We start from the raw sequence: 20,244 nt of genomic DNA, 5'->3' as shown, positions 1-20,244 counted from the left end.
ATAAGACGATTATTTAATATTGATAGTCAGTAAAATCCAGTCGTTCCTGTCTGCTGAGAAAGACGATGTTATTTTCTTTATGGCAGGGTAGGAGCATCTTATGTTTGCATAATGTTCCATCAGTTCGCTTTCACGTGCCAGTACATAGAGTTTTCCTCCCTCAGATCCGATAAAAGGATTTATATGTATAGATTGGAAATTGTCAAACAATCGGTCGAACCGGTAAAGGGCATTGGTTTTCCGGTCAATCATGCAAAAGTTTTCCTGTTTACCTTTGAGTTTAAAGAATAGTTTGTCGGAGGCTTCGTAGAAGCTGTAATGACTGTAGATATATTGGCGTTGAGTGATGATCTGATGCATTTTCTGATCATTTTCCGAATATTTGTCCAGTGTTAGAAAGTCGCCGTGAAAGTCGAGTGCATAGAGCGGGAACAGTTCCTTTTTCTGATAATTGTAGGAATAAATAGTGTCTATCCTTGCCGGGAAGATAAAGATGTTTTTGTTCCTATCTGTTGTGTAGATATTATAAGATGCATAAGGCCTTTTTTGTTCTCCCCACATGGGAATGAAGAGGTTGTGTATGGCTTTAAAGTCTGTCAGTGCCATAAAATGACCTTCGATGCTGCCGCGTTCATGGTTGGCTCCTCCCGAATAGACAAGAAACTCTCTATCTTTTGTCGGAATGATATGGGTACAGGGGAAAGGCAAGGACACTTTCGTTAGGGGGGTACCGTCCAGTTTGAATTTGTTGATTATTTTGAAACGACTGACAACCCATAGTTCTTCTAATTCCGGTACAATGCACATGGAATTGACTATTAATGCGTCCGAGAAGGTGATTTCTTTGATAAATTTTCCTGCAGTGTTGTAAATGACCAGATTTCTTCCGGCTATGGAATAACCCATGAGATAGAAATAGTCTTTATACTGTATCATGTTTATGCATCCGTCAAACATGTTTTTCTCTAATCGGGTACATGAAATATCGGTTACCAGGCTGTCGAAGCTGATGGTTTGATATTTGTTCATATCCATTTGAATGATGTTTTTGTCTGAAGGATAGGTGTCTGCGCATTTCCCATCGTAAGCAAACAAGACAAAAGCGAAGAGGATAAAGAACACTTTTGTTTTCATGGCGTGAATGCCGGAAAGGGGGCGTTGGGTCGGGACATTGTAATATGTTGCCTTCATATAGCTTGTTATTTAAGTTTAAGTCTCCAAATATATGAATTATTTATTACGATATAATCGTATTTTGTATGTTTTTTAGTGCATTACGATTTGTTAGTATGTTTTGGCGTGTTTCGGTTTTGAGAAAAGGAGGAATATCGGAAATAATAGGAGAGGATAAAAATAAAAATGGGGAAGAAGAATGTCTTACCATCCTTTTCCCCCATTTTCTTTATAGTGGAGTGACTTTATTGCATGCCTTCAGTCGTCATTTCCTTATTGATCTTCTTAACCAATCCCTGGAGAACTGCACCCGGACCTAATTCGATAAAATGGTCAGCACCGTCAGCGATCATGTTCTGAACGCTCTGAGTCCAACGGACAGGAGCAGTCAGCTGTGCGATCAGGTTAGCCTTAATCGTTTCAGGATCAGTTTCACCTTTTGTGCTTACATTCTGATAAACAGGGCAAGTCGGTGTATGGATCGGAGTCGCTTCAATAGCAGCAGCCAGTTCGGTACGTGCCGGTTCCATCAGCGGAGAGTGGAATGCACCGCCTACTTTCAGCTTCAAAGCACGTTTTGCTCCTGCAGCCAGCATCTTTTCGCAAGCAGCATCGATTCCGGGGATTGAACCGGAGATAACCAGCTGGCCCGGGCAGTTGTAGTTTGCACAAACAACCACTTCATCATTAATACTTGCACAGATTTCTTCAACAGTAGCATCCGGCAAAGCCAAAACAGCTGCCATGGTAGAAGGAGTGGCTTCGCAAGCTTTCTGCATAGCCATGGCACGTTTGGAAACTAATACCAGACCATCTTCAAACGACAATGCTCCGGCTGCAACAAGGGCAGAGAACTCACCTAGGGAGTGACCGGCCGTCATATCCGGTTTAAACTGGTCGCCTAATGTTTTGGCGAGGATAACCGAGTGTAAGAATATGGCAGGTTGCGTAACCTTTGTTTGTCTCAGATCTTCGTCTGTCCCTGCGAACATAAGGTCTGTGATGCGGAAACCGAGAATTTCGTTTGCTTTCTCAAACATCTCTTTTGCAAGGGGATTGTTATCGTAAAGGTCTTTTCCCATTCCGACAAACTGTGCACCCTGACCGGGAAATACATAAGCTTTCATCTTTCTAATCTTTTTCTAATTTCAGTTTTTTAAGACGGTGCAAAGGTAATAAATTTAGAATAATGGAGTGACTATTCGTTACAAATAGTATCTTTGCCGCATATAAAAGGCGAATATTAACGACTAATTATTATAATATCATGAACGAATTACTATTTTTAGGAAATTTAGGTACAGGCGAAATTGTTATTATCGCCATTGTTGTGTTGTTACTTTTCGGTGGTAAGAAAATTCCTGAACTGATGAAAGGTATTGGTAAAGGAGTAAAGAACTTTAAAGACGGTGTAAAAGGTTTGGAAGACGACATTAAGCTGGACGACAACGATAAGAAATAGGAAATGGAAGAAGAATTGGAACAAGATGAAATGTCATTCTGGGACCACCTGGAGGAACTTCGTTGGACTTTATTCCGTTCTATTCTAGCGCTCTTTGTTTTTGCTATCGGTAGTTTTGCCTTTATGCGTGATCTTTTCGATCACGTTATCATGGCTCCATGCTATGCTGATTTTATTCTTTACCGTTGGTTGTGTGAATTGAACAAGTGGCTTATCGATATAAGTCCTTGGTTTGATGTACTGCCTGATTTCTGTAATGATACTTTTCACGTAGATATCGTGAATATCAAACTGGCATCTCAGTTCTTCACTCACATGACCACCTCATTTTGGCTGGCCCTTGTATTGACTTTCCCTTATCTGATGTATGAGGTGTGGAGATTCATCAGTCCGGCTTTATATGAAAACGAGAAGAAAAATATCAGATGGGTATTCTTTTTCGGAACGATCATGTTTTTCTTGGGATGTGCCGTAGGTTATTTTATGGTATTCCCGATGACACTCCGTTTCCTGGCAACGTACCAATTGAGTGCTAATATTACAGAACAGGTCTCTTTGGATTCGTATATGGATAACTTCCTTATGCTGATCTTCGTGATGGGAATTGTTTTTGAAATGCCGTTGGTTTCGTGGTTGCTGTCGAAGCTGGGATTGTTGCACAGAGGATTTTTCCATAAGTACAGACGACATGCTATTGTCGGATTGCTGGTTGCTGCAGCATTCATTACTCCGAGTAGCGATCCGTTTACACTGAGTGTCGTATTCTTCCCATTATACGGATTGTATGAATTAAGTGCATTCTTTGTAAGAAAAGCCCCGGTAGAGCAGCCGGATGAAGAAGACGAAGAAGAAAACGAAGGTTAATAAACCATAGACATTAGAAATTAGTTATAGAAAGAGACGTACATGTTTAAATGTTACGTCTCTTTTTTTGTATATTTGTCAGGACTTAAACAATTTATAAACAATGAGGCACTTTTCTTTATTGGCGGTCTCCTTGCTGGCTTTAATGGCCTGCACGTCAGAGAAACAACAGGAGATTGATTATGCGCAGTATGTAAATCCTATGATCGGTACGGATTTTACCGGAAATACTTATCCGGGAGCACAGGCTCCTTTCGGTATGGTGCAGTTAAGTCCTGATAACGGATTACCCGGATGGGACCGTATCTCCGGTTATTTTTATCCGGATACGACCATAGCCGGTTTTAGTCACACGCATCTTTCCGGTACAGGAGCTGGTGATTTGTATGATATCTCTTTTATGCCGGTGACACGTCCGTATAAAGAAGCTGAAGCGCCGTTAGGCATTTATTCTACTTTTTCTCATAATGATGAGGCTGCTTCTGCTGGGTATTACCGGGTATTGTTGAAAGACTATAATATTAATGTAGAGCTGACAGCTACCGAACGATGTGGTATCCAGCGTTATACTTTTCCGAAGGCGGAAGCCTCCGTTTTCCTGAATCTGAAAAAAGCGATGAACTGGGATTTCACACTCGATTCTTATATAGAAGTAGTCGACTCGGTGACGATCCGCGGATATCGTTTTTCACAGGGCTGGTCGCCTGACCAGCATGTCTATTTCCAGACCCGTTTCTCTAAACCTTTTGCAGGGTATCATATGGATACGACGGCTATTATAACCAAAGATAAGGGACGTATCGGCACAGCGTATATAGCACGTTTTGATTTTAATACGGAGAAAGATGAAGAGATTCTGGTGAATACGGCCATTTCCGGTGTCAGTATGGAAGGTGCTGCTAAGAATCTGCAGGCAGAAGCTCCTCTGAATGATTTCGATAAGTATCATAAAGAGGCGGTTGCCCGTTGGAACAAGGAACTGTCGAAGATCGAAGTCAATGGGAATAATACGGACGATTTGGTTAAATTTTATACGGCTATGTACCATACTATGATTGCTCCGACCATTTTCAGTGATGTGGACGGCTCTTATTATGGACCGGATAACCAGATTCATAAGACGAATGGCGGCGACAATTACTCTACATTCTCTTTATGGGATACTTTCCGTGCTGCTCATCCGCTTTATACGTATACGGACCCGGAACGGGTAAATGATATGGTTCAGGGTTTCCTGAATTTCTTTGATCAGAACGGTGCGCTTCCCTTGTGGAATTTGTATGGACATGAAACAAATATGATGATCGGTTACCATGCGGTACCTGTTATCGTGGATGCTTATCTGAAAGGAATCGGTAATTTTAATCCGGAAAAGGCATTGCAGGCTTGTATAGCAACGGCGAACCGGGACGATTACCGCGGTATCGGATTGTATAAGAAATTAGGTTATGTTCCGGCATTCAGTGATCCGGAGAAATGGGAAAACTGGTCGTTGTCCAAAACGCTTGAATATGCTTATGACGATTATTGTATCGCCCGTATGGCAGAAAAGATGGGCAAGAAGGATATTGCCGATGAGTTTTACAAACGTGCGCAGAATTACCGGAATGTCTATAATAAGGAAACGACCTTTATGCAGCCTCGTGATGAAAAAGGAAACTTTGTCACTCCGTTCGATGCCAAGGAATATACGGAAGATATTTGTGAGAGTAATGCCTGGCAGTATTTTTGGTATGTGCCGCAGGATTTGGATGGTCTGATCGGCCTGCTGGGGAGCAAGGAACGTTTTACAGAAAAGCTGGATAGCATGTTCACTTATGCACCGGATGCAAAAGAAGATTTGCCAATCTTCAGTACGGGTATGATCGGGCAGTATGCACATGGTAATGAGCCGAGCCATCATGTAATCTATCTCTATAACAAGGTAGACCAGCCCTGGAAGACTCAGAAATATGTAGCTCAGGTATTGCACGACCTGTATCTGAATGCCCCGGATGGTATCTGTGGTAACGAAGATTGCGGACAGATGTCTGCCTGGTTTGTATTCAGCGCAATGGGCTTCTATCCAGTCGATCCGGTGAGCGGCCGGTATGAGATCGGTACACCTTTATTCCCGGAAGTGAAAATGAATTTGGCAGATGGTAAAGTGTTTACAATCCTGGCTCCGGGTGTGGATGCAGAAAATATTTATATCCAATCGGTTAAGTTGAACGGCAAACCTTATGATAAGAGTTATATCACCCACGAACAGATCATGAGTGGTGCAACGCTTGAATTTGAAATGGGCAGCCAGCCGGGACCGGTTTGGTATAAGAAATAAATATCTTTTATAGAAAAACAATAGCCCCTGAGTCCTGCGATTCGGGGGCTATTGTTTTATGGAAATGATGATTCGATTGTGCGGATTACAGCTTATTTGTATTTTTGTCGGAAACTATCATTTAATCTATTGTACGATATGTTTAAGAATTTATCTTATTTGATTATTTTGCTATTTAGTGCAGCCACTAGCTTACAGGCTGAAGAACGTGAATATGTGATTGTAGTGCACGGTGGTGCCGGAAACGTTGGCAAGCTGGAAAACGATCCGGGACGTTCCGCTCAGTATTATGCGGCGCTCGATTCGGCTCTGACTATTGGCGACCGAATTCTTTCTGCCGGAGGGGAAGGTCCGCAGGCTGTTATGGCGGTAATCAATTATTTTGAAAACAATCCGTTATTCAATGCCGGTAAAGGAGCGACCTGTACGGCTGAAGGTACATTTGAACTCGATGCTTCCATAATGGAAGGTAAGGATCTTTCTGCCGGAGCCGTTGCCGGAGTAAAGACTGTTAAAAATCCTATCAATGCTGCATATGCTGTTAAAACACAGACTCCGCATGTCATGTTGTCCGGAACCGGAGCAGATGCTTTTGCTGCCAGCCAGGGGTTAGAACTGGTAGATAATATGTATTTTGCAACTCCGAAGACCATGGAATGGATCGAAAAGTTGAAGAAGGAAAGTCGTAAGAATGGTACTGTCGGTTGTGTTGTTCTCGATAAACAAGGGAATCTGACTGCCGGGACCAGTACCGGAGGAACGTTCAAAAAGAAATGGGGGCGTATCGGTGATTCACCTGTCATCGGAGCCGGCACTTATGCTGATAATAACAGTTGTGCTGTTTCCTGTACCGGACATGGCGAGTATTTTATCCGTCATGCCGTGGCTTTCAATCTTTGTGCACGCTATAAATACCTGAAGGAACCTGTTGAACAGGCGGCAGACTATATCATCCATACGGAATTGAATGTGAATGCTGGTGAGGGTGGTCTTATAGCTGTCGATAAAAACGGGAATATCGCTATGCCGTTCAATACGACCGGAATGTTCCGAGGCTATTTGTATAAGGAAAAAGGAAAATCGGCGATAGAGAAAAGGATCGGCATTGGTGAGAATATGATCACTCCGGATCGTTAGACTGTTTTGGTTTATCTTTATATTTAAAAACTGCGTTCTTTTCCGTTGTGATACGGTTGGGAACGCAGTTTTTATTATATTAGTTATTTCTGCGGAAGGCTCCGCTTACGAATTCCAGTACTTCCGGCAAAGCTGTACGCCAGTACAACCATGTATGGCCACCGCCACGAACACGAAATTCATGTTTCATACCTTTCTCGCGCATAATCTGGTGAGCCTGGAAATTCCCTTCCAGTAAACCGTCCTGGTCACCACAGTCGATATAATAACGGATACGCGGAAGATTCTCCTTATCCAGATCAGAAAGCATTTTCAATACGCTGTTTTTATGCCAGTAGTCGAGTCCCGGACCAAACAGGCGGTTGAACAGGTCTTTGTGTGACTTGGCCTGGCGTTGCTCCATAACGCTGTCATCGAAAATGGCTGCACTAAGTGGTGCGCAGGCACTGAACATATCCGGATGATGTAAAGAATAGAGGAATGAACCGTATCCGCCCATGGAAAGACCGGCAATAGCACGGAATTCTTTGTTGCTTCGGGCACGGTAAGTCTTTTCGATATAAGGGATTAACTCTTCAAAAAACATATCCTCATAAGGAGCTTTCCCGTCATATTGATTGATATACCAGGTATCCCAGGCGTTCGGCATGACAACGATCATAGGCACAGCCTGATCGCTTTTGATGGCGCGATCGGTTATTTCCTGCATTTGACCGGTTTGTATCCACATAGTCTCATCATCGGTATAGCCGTGTAACAGGTAAAGTACCGGATAATGGCGGTCTGAAGTGGCATAACCATCAGGCAGGTAAATGGAGTAGGAGACTTCTTTTCCCAACTTTTTACTCTGGAACTTCACAGATTCATGAACCGTACTTTGAGCTATTCCTGCAAAATTAATGCAGAAACATAAAACAAGGAAGAGGATAATCTTGTTTTTCATATGCAAACAGATTTAAGTAAATAGATAGATGTTTTTGTTTATTTCTAGCAAAGTTAGGAAAAAGCATTGTCTATACCGGATAAAATCTGAAAAAATATTATTTTTGTTAGCTAACTGATTAATCCAAATTGTATATATGTCGCATTTACCAGATTTAATTTCAGATCTCGCTTTAATACTCATATCCGCAGGTGTAATAACTTTATTATTTAAATGGCTGAAACAACCGCTCGTATTAGGATACATCGTTGCCGGATTGTTGGCCGGGCCATACGTTCATATCTTTCCTACTGTTGTCGATGTGGAGAATATCAATCTTTGGGCGGAGATGGGAGTTGTTTTTTTACTGTTTGCCCTGGGGCTTGAGTTTAGTTTTAAAAAACTGATGAATGTGGGTTCGACGGCATTTATTACAGCGATGACAGAGGTAATAACGATGCTGATCGTGGGGTATCTGGTCGGACATTTATTGGGATGGTCTACTATGAACTCTATATTTCTGGGCGGAATGTTGTCGATGTCGTCTACGACTATTATTATAAAGGCTTTCGATGACCTGGGATTGCGAAATCAACGATTTACGGGGATTGTATTCGGAACGTTGGTGGTGGAGGATTTGGTAGCTATTATCATGATGGTGCTGCTGTCGACTATGGCTGTGAGCCAGGAGTTTGCCGGAGAGGAGATGGTTGGCAGTATCCTGAAGGTCGCTTTCTTCCTGATCCTTTGGTTTTTGGTAGGAATCTTCGTTATTCCGGCTTTGTTGAAAAAGGTGAGAAAACTGATGAATGATGAGACATTGCTGGTAATTGCATTGGGCTTGTGTTTGGGAATGGTGGTGGTAGCAACAAAAACCGGTTTCTCCGCAGCTCTTGGTGCGTTCATTATGGGATCTATCCTGGCAGAAACAATTGAAGCGGAACGTATCGAGCATATTATCAAACCGGTCAAAGACCTGTTCGGAGCTATCTTTTTCGTATCGGTGGGCATGCTGGTCGATCCGGCTATCCTGGTGCAGTATGCTTGGCCGGTTATTCTGATAACGCTGGTTACTATTGTCGGAAAGGCTTTCTTTTCTTCATTTGGAGTTTTATTGTCCGGTCAACCGTTGAAAACATCCATACAATCGGGGTTTAGTTTGGCACAGATTGGCGAGTTTGCTTTTATTATTGCAGCTTTGGGTGTCTCGCTGAAGGTTCTCGACGATTTTGTATATCCCATCATTGTTGCAGTATCGGTGATAACAACTTTTACTACTCCTTATTTTATCCGCCTGTCGGGACCGTTTGCAGAATGGTTGTATAGGGTATTACCGGATAAGGCACGTGATTTTCTGGACCGGTATTCTTCCGGATCGAAGACGATCAATCATGAGAGCGATTGGCGGAAGCTACTGAAGCTGTATGTCGGAAAGATATTGATCCATTCTGTTTTATTGACAGCTATTCTGTTGTTGTCTACCCAGGTTATTCATCCGTTGCTGGTAGAAAAGTTTCCGGCTATGGAGATGTGGGGGAGTATTATTATGAGTGTATTGACGCTTCTCCTGATGACTCCTTTTCTCTCCGGGTTAGTAGCCAATAAAAACAACTCTCCGGAGTTGTTTATGAGTTTGTGGAAAGATAACAAATATAACCACGGGAAGTTGGTGGCGCTTGTTCTGTTTAGAGTGTTTGTCGCTATTCTATTTGTTTCGATTGTATTGATCAAATATTATCATGTGCAGTATGGTATCGGTGCGATCATTGCGGTGGGAGTCCTGATCTTGATTATTCTGTTCCGCCGCGATTTGAATCAATATGCAAAACTGGAAGCCCATTTCCTGACTAATCTGAATCGTCGGGAAGAGGTGGACCGGAAACGGAACCCTTTGAAGACCAGCTTTAATAAGCAGTTGAGTGATAAGGATATTCATTTGGCAGTGGTACCGGTTTCACCTTGTTCTCCCTATGCCGGAAAATCGTTGGCGGAATTACCTCTCAGAAAAGACTTTGGAGTGAGTATTGTCGAGATCATTCGGGGTGATTATAAAATTTATATTCCCGGAGGTACAGATCATATCTATCCGCAAGATAAGGTTGTTGTGGTTGGAACGGATGAACAGCTGAAAGCGTTTCAGGCGAAGCTGGAAGATCAGGAGAATGGGCATAGTTGCGGCAATCAACCGGAAGAGATTACCGTCAATTCCTTTATTGTTGATGAGAGTTTCCCTTTCCTCGGACAAAGCATTACACAGTCGAATGTGGGACGTCGATATAATTGCCTGATCGTAGGTCTTGAACGTAACGGTGACTCACTGATAACACCGGATAACGATACGATTTTCGAAATGGATGATCTGGTATGGGTTGTGGGCGACAAGAGTAAGATAGAGGAAATGATAAAAGGAGAATAACGAATACCAAAAGAAAGAAAAGGGGCAGCCAGCGTAAAGCAGGTTGCCCCTCAATATTTGTAAGAACTTTATTTATTCTTTATCCCACCATACGCGTGAAGTCATTTTGTCTCCACCATTCATACGGCTGATAGCCTCCTGATAGTTAGCCTCGTTGTTTTGGCTTTCTGTTACAGGGTACTGGAAACGACGCGGAATGGTTCCGTTCGTTACACAGGTTGAGTAGCCTTTATTTACTGGGGTTAATACCGGGTAACCCGAACGACGCCAATTAGCAAATGTTTCATATTCATCACAAAAAGTCGTGATATAATATTGTGTGTTGATTTGCTCAAGAGCTTTGGACTGATCAAAAGGATTATCAGCCAAATATTTATCGATAGCCTCGGCATTCAGATATCGATTGTAAGAACTTTCAGCAGCGGAGTAGAAAGAGAACTGTTGCATGGCAGATCTTACACCTGCTTCATAATAATCTTTAGCGCTCCCCGAAATCCAGCCTCGGTAAGCTGCTTCGGCCAGTAATAGCTGATTTTCGGTATAAGTCAGCAACATTGTCGGAGCATCTGGCCGTGCATAGGTCTGACGATTCGGTAAAGAATAGTAGGATCTCCAGTTTGTGCCCGGATAGCCAGGAGCATTAGACAAATCCCATTTTTCTCCTTTTACATCATAGCCAATCGGCAAACCGACCTGTTTGGACGGGTCATTATCTCCGAAATCAAAATCACCCTGCCATTTTTCAGACGGAGTAGTACAAACTGTTGCGATTAACGGCAAACGAGGGTCATTAGAGTTTTTCAACATGTTGATAAAGAATTCGCTCAGATAAAATGCTTGTGGATCTTCATGACTCAGCACTTTTCCATAAGGTTCGGCTGAATCGTCAGTAACCAGGCCGTCTGAATGTTTTACCATTGCATTATCAGCTGCACTCTCAAACAAGCCGTTGGCAATAGCTTTTTTTACCCATGTTTCGGCTGTCCCCGGGTCTACCTTTGTTAAGCGCATGGCCAGACGTAACATCAAAGAGTTGGCAAATTTTTTCCATTTAGTAACATCTCCACCATAAACTAGATCTTCATTTTTTACTGTTGTGGCTGCGGATGTACTTAAGGCTGCCTGGGCTTCGTCTAACTCTTTAAATAAATCATTGTAAATCGCCTGCTGTGTATCGTATTTAGGATATCCGACACCTTCTATTCCTTTGGAGGCATCGAAATAAGGAACATCACCATACAAGTCAGTCATGCGATGGAACATAAATGCACGTATGATACGGCACATTTGATATTCATTCTGATATTCAGGCCTTTCTTTCCATTCCTGCATTACCAGATAGACATTGCGGATAGCAGCTCTATCGCCGCTGTAATATCCATCCCAGTAAGCGGCATTATATCCATCCGAATAAGCATAGAATGTACCATAATCCCAGTCTACAGAGGTAGTATGTTGTAACATACTTGCACTATAGATCATACCGTTACGCCAGACATCCCAGTCTGAACCGCAAGCTTGTGACATGACTTGTGTAAATACCAGTTTAAAATCCAGGATAGACGGGGTCATCTGTTCAGGATCGTTGTTTACGTCTCCAAAATCGCTACAACTTGTTGCGCTTGTTATTAAAGAAAATGCCGCCGCAGCATATAATATTGCTTTTTTCATATTACCAATGCATTAAATTAAAATTTGACATTCACATTGAAACCAATGCTTCTTGTTGCCGGATAGCCGTTCAACTCTAACCCTTGACCGTTTGTATTGTTATACGCTGATTCAGGATCGATGTTGTCGGTATGTTTCAGAATAGTCCAAAGGTTACGTCCAACTAATGAAATGGATGCCCCTTTCACTATATTTTGTCTGCCTAACAATGATTTCGGGAATGTATAACCAAGGGATAATTCGCGTAACTTGATGAAGCTCGCATTGTAAATAAACTCTTCTGCTATGTTGTTACTTACGATACCTTGCCAGTATGTTTGAGCAGAAACAGCAACATCATTAGTTACATAATTTCCGTTACCGTCAAGTTTAACACCTTGACCTATGATAGTACCTTTACCGTTGTCCCCACGACCTTCCAGTGTGTTTTTATGTAAACCATCGTTATACAAACCATAATTTGTTCCCGAGAATAGTTTAGCACCAGCCTTGAAATCGATCAAGAAAGACAATGTCCAATCTTTATATGTGAATTCATTACGCCAGCCTCCGGTCAGGTTATAAACACCACTTCCCAAATTTTCTGTTTTTGAAGTTGCTTGTGCAATACCATCTTTGAATACAATGTTACCTTTGTCGTCTCTCAAATATTTGAAACCCACTAGTTCACCATAAGGCATTCCTACGATATTCTTAACGGTCACATTTCCACTTCGTGCGCTCGCACCATCAATACTCAGACTGCTTACACCTTCTCCAAGATATTTAACTTCGCTATTGTTATGAGCGATATTGAAAGTTGTGCTCCATTGGAATTTACTGGTTTGTACCGGTACGGCATTCACCATAATTTCTATACCGTTGTTTTGGATCTCACCGATATTTTGGATAGCAGATGAAAAACCGGATGCATTACTGGTGGTTACCTGAGCAATATCATCTTTCGTATTTTTCACATAATAAGCAGCGTCTAAAGTCAGGCGATTATTAAGGAACGATAAGTTCAAACCAGCTTCCCATTCTGAGATACGTACCGGTTTCAACATACTGTTAGGAACTGTACTGTTATTGACTGTTGCTACAGATTGACCGTTTATCTTATAGTTCTGAAGTTTGTAGGTCAGATAATTCTGATAAGGGTTTGTTCCGTTTGATGCAGAAGCATAAGAAGCACGTACCTTACCGAAAGTAAACCATTCCGGCATTTCAAAAGTATCACTGAACACCCAGGATAAACTTACAGAAGGATAGAAATAGTGATTATCATCCGGGTTCAATGTGGAGAACCAGTCGTTACGTCCGGTCAGGTTTAAGAATACCTGATTCTTCCATCCGATATCGGCAGTTGCATAAACCGAATTAACGCGATATTCCGTATAGTCTTTTAAATAGGTACGATTGCTGATGTTGTTGGCAGATTCGAATCCTGGAACCAGGAAGCTCTTGATGTTGCCGTCAGTACCCCACTGTTTGGTTATATTACGCTGACGGTTACCTCCGATAGTTGCGCCTATATTCCAATCTCCGAATTCTTTATTAAAACCGATCAGGTAGTTCAGGTTCATTTCAGAATAGTTTTTTTCATATTCTTGCAAATAACCGGCAGCATCAGCTGCTGCACCATAAGGCTGCACATTTCTGAATTCAAAGCTAAAACCGTCACGGGTTATGCCTCCCTGAGCATATAACCAGTCAAAGATATCATATTTCAATGTGATACCACCTGTCAGACGGTTCTTATTGGTTGTGTTTACTTTCCGGTATTGTAGCCAATACGGGTTATTGAAATATTCATTCGTACCGCCGATCATTTCTTTTCCACTGGCCGTTGTACCCCAGTCACAGTCTTCGTTTTCACGTTCCATCCAACGAATATCGAATGTGTTGGCACGATATAACAAAGATGCGTTGGTACTGCCATTTCCGTCAGATAGGTTGGAACGGCCCTGGTTTTTCTCAAATACATAGTTCGCATTTACACTCAAATGCAGGTTTTTGAGGATATCATAAGTGGTATTCATGTTGATACCCTGCTGACTGATGCTGGCATTAGGAAGGATACCTTTTTCGTACGTATTGGAAACGCCAAAACGATAGGTGATTTTATCACCGGCACCGCTGATAGCTAGCGAAGTCGCATTATTAACGCCTGTACGATAGAAGTTAGACCAGTTGTCGACCGGAGAATAAGCATATTCTCTTCCAAGAAAGTTGACTGCTTTGCCTCCATCCATACGTTCACCCCAGCTCAAGACTTCGGTTGCTTTCGCTGCATCGGCAGTTAGAGGACGTTGTCCTTCCGAACCTTGACCGAATACATTCTGGAAATCTCTGTAGTCATAGATGGTATTGAATGTCAGGTTGTTGTTGAAATCGATGCTAACGGGTTTTCCTTTCTGACCGGATTTTGTTGTGATCAGAATAGCTCCATTACCTCCGCGATAACCATATAATGCGGACGCTGCAGCTCCTTTTAGAACCTGAATATCTGCAATATCGTCGGGGTTGATGTTTGACAGACCGTCACCGAGGTCGAGACCGCCCCAGGTTCCGGCATTACCCATATTCGAATTGTCGAAAGGTACGCCATCCACCACATACAAAGGCTGGTTATTACCTGTTAAAGAAGCATTACCACGAATAACAACACGGCTACTACCACCGCTACCTGTAGAGTTTCCGGCAACTGTAACACCGGCAATTTTTCCGGACAAGGCATTACCCAGGTTTGGATCACGGGCAACCGTAAAGTCATCACCTCCTACGGTTGTGGTAGAGTAACCTAGTGCTCTTTTCTGACGTTTGATACCTAAAGCTGTTACGACAACTTCATCTAGAGTCTGTGTGTCCTCTTTTAGAATAACATTAAAAATAGTCTGTCCGTTGACGGGAATACTGACTGGAGCGTATCCGATATAACTGAATTCCAGTATGGCATTGGCTGGTACTTCCAGTGTGAAGTCTCCGTCCAGCCCGGTCATGACACCGTTAGTCGTTCCTTTCTCGATGACATTAGCTCCGATGATAGGTTCGCCGGTTGCATCTTTAACTATACCTGTTACTTTTTTGGTTTGTTGTGTTATACTTGTTCTTGCATTATTTTTGGAAGTGTTTGCGGCATAAAGTACAACGATGTGATTTTCTATTTTGTAGTTAACGCCCGTATTTTTCAGGGCTTGTTTTAGTATAGATTCAATACTTTCATTTTTAGCTTTAACTGATACGTTGTTTACTTTGATTGATTCCAACGCATGATCGTAGCTGAATACGATATCAGTTTGCTCCTGTAGCATATCTACTACATTCTTCAATGTTACTTGATTAAGAGAGAACTGAACATCAAACTTCTTTTCAAATGCGCTGTTAGATGCAGCTTGCGCTCCGCTTGCCATACAGCATAAGGAAAGTCCTATGCAGAGGCTTTTGACTGCAATAAAGTTTTTACTTTTTCTTTTCATACATTCTTTTTATTTGTTTTCTTAAGATTAACTGGTAACAATTTACTCTTTTTCTGTCCAGGGTTAAAAAACCGAGGTTCTTTTTTGTGTTTCACATAGGCTTCTCTTTTTAGTTTAACATAATTGATTTATAGTACATTATATTGATAATGCGTGTTCTCATGAAATCCCGCTTTATGATATGGCGAACGGGTGTATTTATTATGTAGGAATGGCGTTAGCATTACGCTTTTACCACTCGTTACATTATAAATACAATTTTGTTTAAAGAAATACCTAAAGGAAAATTATTTTTTTATTCGGATAGGACAGTCGCTTGCACACCAGTGAGATAGAACAGGTGCCGTAGCGCGTCTTCCAGGCTGTTTGTTTGTTTGAATGAGAAGTTATAACGGCGATCAGATAATTGATGGATGTCCATCTGTATTTTTACATGATAGATCTCTTCCAGGCTGGAAAGTATTTCATCTAAAGAGACGTCGGAGAGACAAACCAGTCCGAATCGCCATAAGGTATGCTGACGTGCATCTATTTTGTTTACTTTGACAGACGAATAGTCGTTGGTAAATAACACTTGCTGGCCCGGTTGAAGAACAACCAGATTTTCTCCGTTGGCTTTTTCCAATTGGATGGATCCTTCCAGCAATACCGCTTCCCCCATATCTTCTGTATTGCTGGTGTTGATGCTAAATATAGTACCCAGTACTTTGATACGGTATAGTTCGGTGGAAACGATAAAAGGATGCAGTGAGTCTTTGGCTATTTCAAAGAAAGCATTTCCTTTCAGATTGACAGATCTGGTGTCGGCTGTAAACTCATCAGGATAGCTTAGAGATGCTCCGGAATTTAGCCAGACAGTACTGCCGTCTGTTAATTTTATTTGCATGACTGAGTCGGTGAAGACATTGGTGATTGTATGCATCGCCAAGGATACTGGTCGTTTCATCGTATAGAAAACCGAGAAGATAAGGAAGATGGCTATGATAGCGGCGGCACTACTCCATAGATACAGATATTTCCTGGAGAATAGACGCTTGTTTGCTTGTTTTTCCACATTGTCGATGCGCTGGTTTAAATTGTTCAATGAATGCTTCAAAAACCATGGATCTTCTTTTTTTTGTTCGGAGTAAGTATGCCATATTGTCTTTAATTCAAAGAACAGAACTTCATTCTCTTTTGAAGCCTTTATCCAGTTCAAAACAGCTTTATCCTCTTCTTCTGTAGTCTGACAGGTGAAATATCTGTATATAATATCCTCTTCCATTTGCTAACTCTCTTATTGTTATATACAACTTTATAAGAAAAAATACCTAATTCGTTTTATAAATAATTTCTATAATTTTAAACAAGACCGGAATGAACAGTAAGCCTCCTTTATAGGATTTCAGTTTTGTCCGGAGAATTTTAAGAGCGTTGTAGATATGATTTTCTACGGTGCTTTGGGATACTCCTAACTTTGTACTGATCTCTTTAGCAGACATATCATATAAGAAACTTAAAGAGAAAGCTTCTCTACAACGGGGTGGGAGGCTTTCAATAGCTGCATTCAATTCAATTCTGAGATCTTGATTATATAAATTCCGTAATGTATCATTCGTATCGGGATTATAGTACTGATATCCGATTTCTTCAATCTCTTGTTTATATATATTACTATAATTGTCTAGTAAACCTTTGCGTTTCAGTATATTTAAGGCAGTGTTGTAAGTAGAACGGAGCAAATACCCACGTAAAGAAAGGGTTTCATTCAACGTATCCCGATGTAGCCACAAATTGAAGAAGACATCTTGAACGACATCCTCAGCTTCACTTTCATCCAGCAATAACCTGGCGTATGAACGGACAGAAAAATAATGCTGTTTATAAAGATCATCAAAAGCATTTCGATCTCCATTTTTGATTCTTTCTGTTGGCGAGATGTCTTTCATCAAATATTCCTTTAGACTCGTTTTCAGAGGTCAAATATATCCCTTTTTTTCTTCTTTTCCATTTGTTTTATTCGTTATTTTTTTTGAATATTGCACATGGAAGTGGTTGTGACATATATACTAAGCTATATGTGCACGACCACTTTTTGTTTATTATTGTGTAATCATCTCTTATATTATTATGTATGAAAATACTTGGTTATTGTTGTATTTTGATTTTGTTTCTGTGTTCCTTTACCCAGTCGGAAAAACGTTTGCCTTATAAGGATCCGACATTGCCGGTTGAAGAACGGGTGAAAGATTTGTTAAATCGGATGACGGTTGAAGAAAAATTTTGGCAGATCTATATGATGCCGGGCGATCTGGATTTGGGAAAGGAAAAGTTCTCCCATGGGATTTTTGGTTTTCAGGTGTCGACTGTCGGGGCGGATAATCCTGAACTGAAACAACTTTTACAGTATAATCCGACTTTGACAGCGCGTGAGACGGTTAAGAAAATAAATGAAATTCAGCGTTTTTTTGTAGAAAAAACCAGGTTGGGAATTCCTATTATTGCTTTTGATGAGGCTTTACACGGATTGGTGCGTGGCGGAGCTACTGCTTTCCCGCAGGCGATAGCGTTGGCAGCCAGTTTCGATACTACTTTAATGAAAAAAGTATCTCATGCAATCGCTATGGAAACAAAGACACGTGGTATTCGGCAGATTTTGTCACCAGTTGTCAACCTGGCAACGGATGTACGTTGGGGACGTGTGGAAGAGACGTATGGGGAAGATCCTTATTTATCGGCTTGTATGGGGGTAAACTTTGTGAAAAGTTTTGAAGAATTGGGTGTGATAACTACTCCCAAGCATTTTGTTGCCAATTCCGGTGATGGCGGGCGTGACAGCAATCCAATCCATTTTACCGAACGTTATTTGGAGGAAACACATTTCGTACCGTTTAAAGCCTGTTTTATGGAAGGTGGTTCACAATCGGTAATGACTGCTTATAATATGCTGGACGGAACACCCTGCACGGCCAATCCCTGGTTGTTGATAGATAAACTTCGGGGTGAGTGGGGCTTTGACGGCTTTACAATAGCCGATGCCGATGCGGTCGGTATCATTCATAAATTACATCATACTGTTAATAATTTTGCAGAGGCCGGTGCTGATGCTGTTAATGGTGGACTGGATGTTATTTTTCAGACGACTTATGATGAGCATCTTCCTTTTTTACAGGCTTGTTTGGATGGTCGGGTTACAAAGGAGGCTCTCGACCGGGCTGCCGGACAAGTATTGAAAGCTAAGTTCCGTCTGGGACTATTCGAACATCCTTATGCCGATGAAACCGAAGCAGATCGGTGGAATGCTTGTGCAGAACACAGGGCTTTAACTCGTGAGGCTGCCTGTAAATCGATGGTCCTGCTGAAAAACAACGATCAGGTATTGCCTTTATCCAAACAGATCGGTCGTATTGCACTAATAGGTGAGGATGCTACCGCTGCACGCTTAGGAGGATACAGTGGTCCTGGAGTAAAGAAAGTTAGTATATTGGAGGGATTGAAGAATAAATTGGGCGATCAGACAGAGATCTTTTGTGAAATGGGGTGTAAACGGGTTAATCCTGCTTACGTAACAGTACCAGGTAGCTCTCTTTTCACTTCGGATGGAAAACCGGGATTGGAAGGAACTTATTTTAATAATATAACCTGTGACGGACAACCGGATCTGAAACGGATTGATAAACAGATCCAATTTTCCTGGACGCTTTTTGCTCCGGATACTTGTTTGGCAGTTGACTGGTTTTCTGTCGAATGGAATGGAAAAATGCAGTCACCTGTTTCCGGAACGTATCAATTCGGCCTGGAAGGCAATGACGGTTACCAACTTTGGATAGACGGGAACAAGTTGATAGATAAACCTTATAAAACATCATTCGGAACTTCTCTCGTACCATTCTGTTTTGAAAAAGGAAAGGTCTATGATATAAAGATCCGTTTCTATGAGAACACTCGTAATGCTCGTATTCGTTTGGTTTGGGATTATGGAGTTAAAAGTGAAGATGATAGTATTGAACGTGCGGTACAGGCGGCTCGTCAGTCGGATGTGGCGGTTGTGGTGGTCGGTCTGGAAGAGGGAGAGTTTCGCGATAGAGGTTATCTGACTTTACCAGGAAGGCAGGAGGAATTGATCAATCGGGTGGCTGCAACCGGAAAGCCGACAGTTGTTGTACTGATAGGAGGAAGCGCTGTTGTGATGTCGGAATGGATAGACAATGTACAGTCCATATTAAATGCTTGGTATCCAGGTGAAGAAGGAGGAAATGCAGTTGCCGATGTCTTATTTGGCGATTATAATCCATCCGGAAAGCTTCCGATTACATATCCTATCGATGAAGCCCAGCTGCCATTGAACTATAGCCATAAACCGACTGGGCGCAGCGATGATTATCTGAATTTGACAGGAGAACCTTTATTTCCGTTTGGCTACGGATTGAGTTATTCGGAATTTGATTACAAAGATCTAAATATAGAACCTGCTCCGGGGAATACCTCTTCTTATACAGTCTCATTTTGGGTAAAGAATACGGGAAAGTATCCGGCAAATGAAGTCGTACAGCTTTATTTACTTGATAAAGTTGTCTCTGTCACACAGCCTATTACCCGGTTGATCCATTTTAAACCGGTGTCGTTGGCTCCGAACGAAGCCCGGAAAGTGAGCTTTCTGATAACAGAAGAAGACCTGTCGATGTTGGATAAAGATTTAAACCGTGTAGTAGAACCCGGCGATTTTCGTATTATGATAGGACGCTCCTGCAAAGATATCCGTTTGAAAGGAACTATCCGTCAACAATCAAAAATAAATCTGGGAACTGTTTTCCGTTCTTCACAAGCTAAATTATAAGTACA

At 41.8% G+C, this 20,244-nt stretch carries 13 protein-coding genes; 6 read left to right on the top strand and 7 right to left on the bottom strand.

Features of this window, described 5'->3' with window-relative positions; translation table 11 throughout:
* Positions 1 to 9: 9 nt before the first annotated feature.
* Entirely contained in the window at positions 10 to 1,191 is a 1,182-nt protein-coding gene (locus tag P3L47_RS20825) for a 6-bladed beta-propeller (RefSeq protein ID WP_277781999.1), read from the bottom strand.
* Positions 1,192 to 1,418: 227 nt separating this feature from the next.
* Positions 1,419 to 2,300 carry an ACP S-malonyltransferase gene (gene fabD / locus P3L47_RS20820; RefSeq protein WP_277781998.1) on the bottom strand — a complete coding sequence of 294 codons (882 nt, stop codon included), beginning with the start codon at positions 2,298 to 2,300 and terminating at the stop codon, positions 1,419 to 1,421.
* A 140-nt stretch (positions 2,301 to 2,440) separates the two neighbouring features.
* Here fabD and P3L47_RS20815 point away from each other — a divergent pair, with 140 nt between their 5' ends.
* From P3L47_RS20815 to P3L47_RS20800, 4 genes are all read left to right on the top strand, one after another.
* Positions 2,441 to 2,635 (top strand): Sec-independent protein translocase subunit TatA/TatB, encoded by a 195-nt coding sequence (locus P3L47_RS20815; RefSeq protein WP_007652767.1) that lies wholly within the window; start codon positions 2,441 to 2,443, stop codon positions 2,633 to 2,635.
* A 3-nt stretch (positions 2,636 to 2,638) separates the two neighbouring features.
* On the top strand, positions 2,639 to 3,499 hold the full coding sequence (tatC, locus tag P3L47_RS20810; RefSeq protein ID WP_122361541.1) for a twin-arginine translocase subunit TatC: 861 nt from the start codon (positions 2,639 to 2,641) through the stop codon (positions 3,497 to 3,499).
* Between the two features lie 103 nt (positions 3,500 to 3,602).
* Positions 3,603 to 5,819: a GH92 family glycosyl hydrolase gene (locus tag P3L47_RS20805; protein WP_277781997.1), complete on the top strand. Its 2,217-nt coding sequence runs from the start codon at positions 3,603 to 3,605 to the stop codon at positions 5,817 to 5,819.
* A 138-nt stretch (positions 5,820 to 5,957) separates the two neighbouring features.
* The gene (locus P3L47_RS20800; protein ID WP_277781996.1) at positions 5,958 to 6,956 is read left to right on the top strand and encodes an isoaspartyl peptidase/L-asparaginase family protein; all 999 of its coding nucleotides are present in this window, start codon (positions 5,958 to 5,960) and stop codon (positions 6,954 to 6,956) included.
* 79 nt (positions 6,957 to 7,035) lie between these two features.
* Here the strand turns inward: P3L47_RS20800 and P3L47_RS20795 are convergent, their stop codons facing one another.
* The gene (locus P3L47_RS20795; RefSeq protein ID WP_122361544.1) at positions 7,036 to 7,899 is read right to left on the bottom strand and encodes an alpha/beta hydrolase; all 864 of its coding nucleotides are present in this window, start codon (positions 7,897 to 7,899) and stop codon (positions 7,036 to 7,038) included.
* 136 nt (positions 7,900 to 8,035) lie between these two features.
* On the opposite strand from P3L47_RS20795, the gene P3L47_RS20790 reads away from it, so the two are divergent.
* Positions 8,036 to 10,294: a monovalent cation:proton antiporter family protein gene (locus P3L47_RS20790; protein WP_277781995.1), complete on the top strand. Its 2,259-nt coding sequence runs from the start codon at positions 8,036 to 8,038 to the stop codon at positions 10,292 to 10,294.
* A 72-nt stretch (positions 10,295 to 10,366) separates the two neighbouring features.
* Here the strand turns inward: P3L47_RS20790 and P3L47_RS20785 are convergent, their stop codons facing one another.
* The 4 genes from P3L47_RS20785 to P3L47_RS20770 form a co-directional block, all read right to left on the bottom strand.
* Positions 10,367 to 11,965, bottom strand: coding sequence for a SusD/RagB family nutrient-binding outer membrane lipoprotein (locus P3L47_RS20785; protein ID WP_277781994.1), 1,599 nt, complete (start codon positions 11,963 to 11,965; stop codon positions 10,367 to 10,369).
* Positions 11,966 to 11,982: 17 nt separating this feature from the next.
* A complete protein-coding gene (locus P3L47_RS20780; RefSeq protein ID WP_233577105.1) occupies positions 11,983 to 15,423 on the bottom strand; it encodes a TonB-dependent receptor in 3,441 nt (1,146 codons plus the stop codon).
* A 295-nt stretch (positions 15,424 to 15,718) separates the two neighbouring features.
* Positions 15,719 to 16,687, bottom strand: a complete 969-nt coding sequence (locus P3L47_RS20775) for a FecR family protein (RefSeq protein ID WP_277781993.1) — start codon at positions 16,685 to 16,687, stop codon at positions 15,719 to 15,721.
* 46 nt (positions 16,688 to 16,733) lie between these two features.
* Entirely contained in the window at positions 16,734 to 17,351 is a 618-nt protein-coding gene (locus P3L47_RS20770; RefSeq protein ID WP_122361548.1) for an RNA polymerase sigma-70 factor, read from the bottom strand.
* 185 nt (positions 17,352 to 17,536) lie between these two features.
* On the opposite strand from P3L47_RS20770, the gene P3L47_RS20765 reads away from it, so the two are divergent.
* On the top strand, positions 17,537 to 20,239 hold the full coding sequence (locus tag P3L47_RS20765) for a glycoside hydrolase family 3 C-terminal domain-containing protein (RefSeq protein WP_277781992.1): 2,703 nt from the start codon (positions 17,537 to 17,539) through the stop codon (positions 20,237 to 20,239).
* Positions 20,240 to 20,244 lie beyond the last annotated feature (5 nt).

The sequence above is a fragment of the Parabacteroides chongii genome (assembly GCF_029581355.1).
Taxonomy (GTDB): Bacteria; Bacteroidota; Bacteroidia; order Bacteroidales; family Tannerellaceae; genus Parabacteroides; species Parabacteroides chongii.
The sequence above is the reverse complement of the archived record's forward strand: the minus strand, read 5'-3'. Positions and strand labels throughout refer to the sequence as shown.

Coding starts and splice junctions, on each gene's coding strand:
- P3L47_RS20825 (WP_277781999.1), bottom strand. CDS start 1,191: ATGAAGGCAACATATTACAATGTCCCGACCCAACGCCCCCTTTCCGGC.
- fabD (WP_277781998.1), bottom strand. CDS start 2,300: ATGAAAGCTTATGTATTTCCCGGTCAGGGTGCACAGTTTGTCGGAATG.
- P3L47_RS20815 (WP_007652767.1), top strand. CDS start 2,441: ATGAACGAATTACTATTTTTAGGAAATTTAGGTACAGGCGAAATTGTT.
- tatC (WP_122361541.1), top strand. CDS start 2,639: ATGGAAGAAGAATTGGAACAAGATGAAATGTCATTCTGGGACCACCTG.
- P3L47_RS20805 (WP_277781997.1), top strand. CDS start 3,603: ATGAGGCACTTTTCTTTATTGGCGGTCTCCTTGCTGGCTTTAATGGCC.
- P3L47_RS20800 (WP_277781996.1), top strand. CDS start 5,958: ATGTTTAAGAATTTATCTTATTTGATTATTTTGCTATTTAGTGCAGCC.
- P3L47_RS20795 (WP_122361544.1), bottom strand. CDS start 7,899: ATGAAAAACAAGATTATCCTCTTCCTTGTTTTATGTTTCTGCATTAAT.
- P3L47_RS20790 (WP_277781995.1), top strand. CDS start 8,036: ATGTCGCATTTACCAGATTTAATTTCAGATCTCGCTTTAATACTCATA.
- P3L47_RS20785 (WP_277781994.1), bottom strand. CDS start 11,965: ATGAAAAAAGCAATATTATATGCTGCGGCGGCATTTTCTTTAATAACA.
- P3L47_RS20780 (WP_233577105.1), bottom strand. CDS start 15,423: ATGAAAAGAAAAAGTAAAAACTTTATTGCAGTCAAAAGCCTCTGCATA.
- P3L47_RS20775 (WP_277781993.1), bottom strand. CDS start 16,687: ATGGAAGAGGATATTATATACAGATATTTCACCTGTCAGACTACAGAA.
- P3L47_RS20770 (WP_122361548.1), bottom strand. CDS start 17,351: ATGAAAGACATCTCGCCAACAGAAAGAATCAAAAATGGAGATCGAAAT.
- P3L47_RS20765 (WP_277781992.1), top strand. CDS start 17,537: ATGAAAATACTTGGTTATTGTTGTATTTTGATTTTGTTTCTGTGTTCC.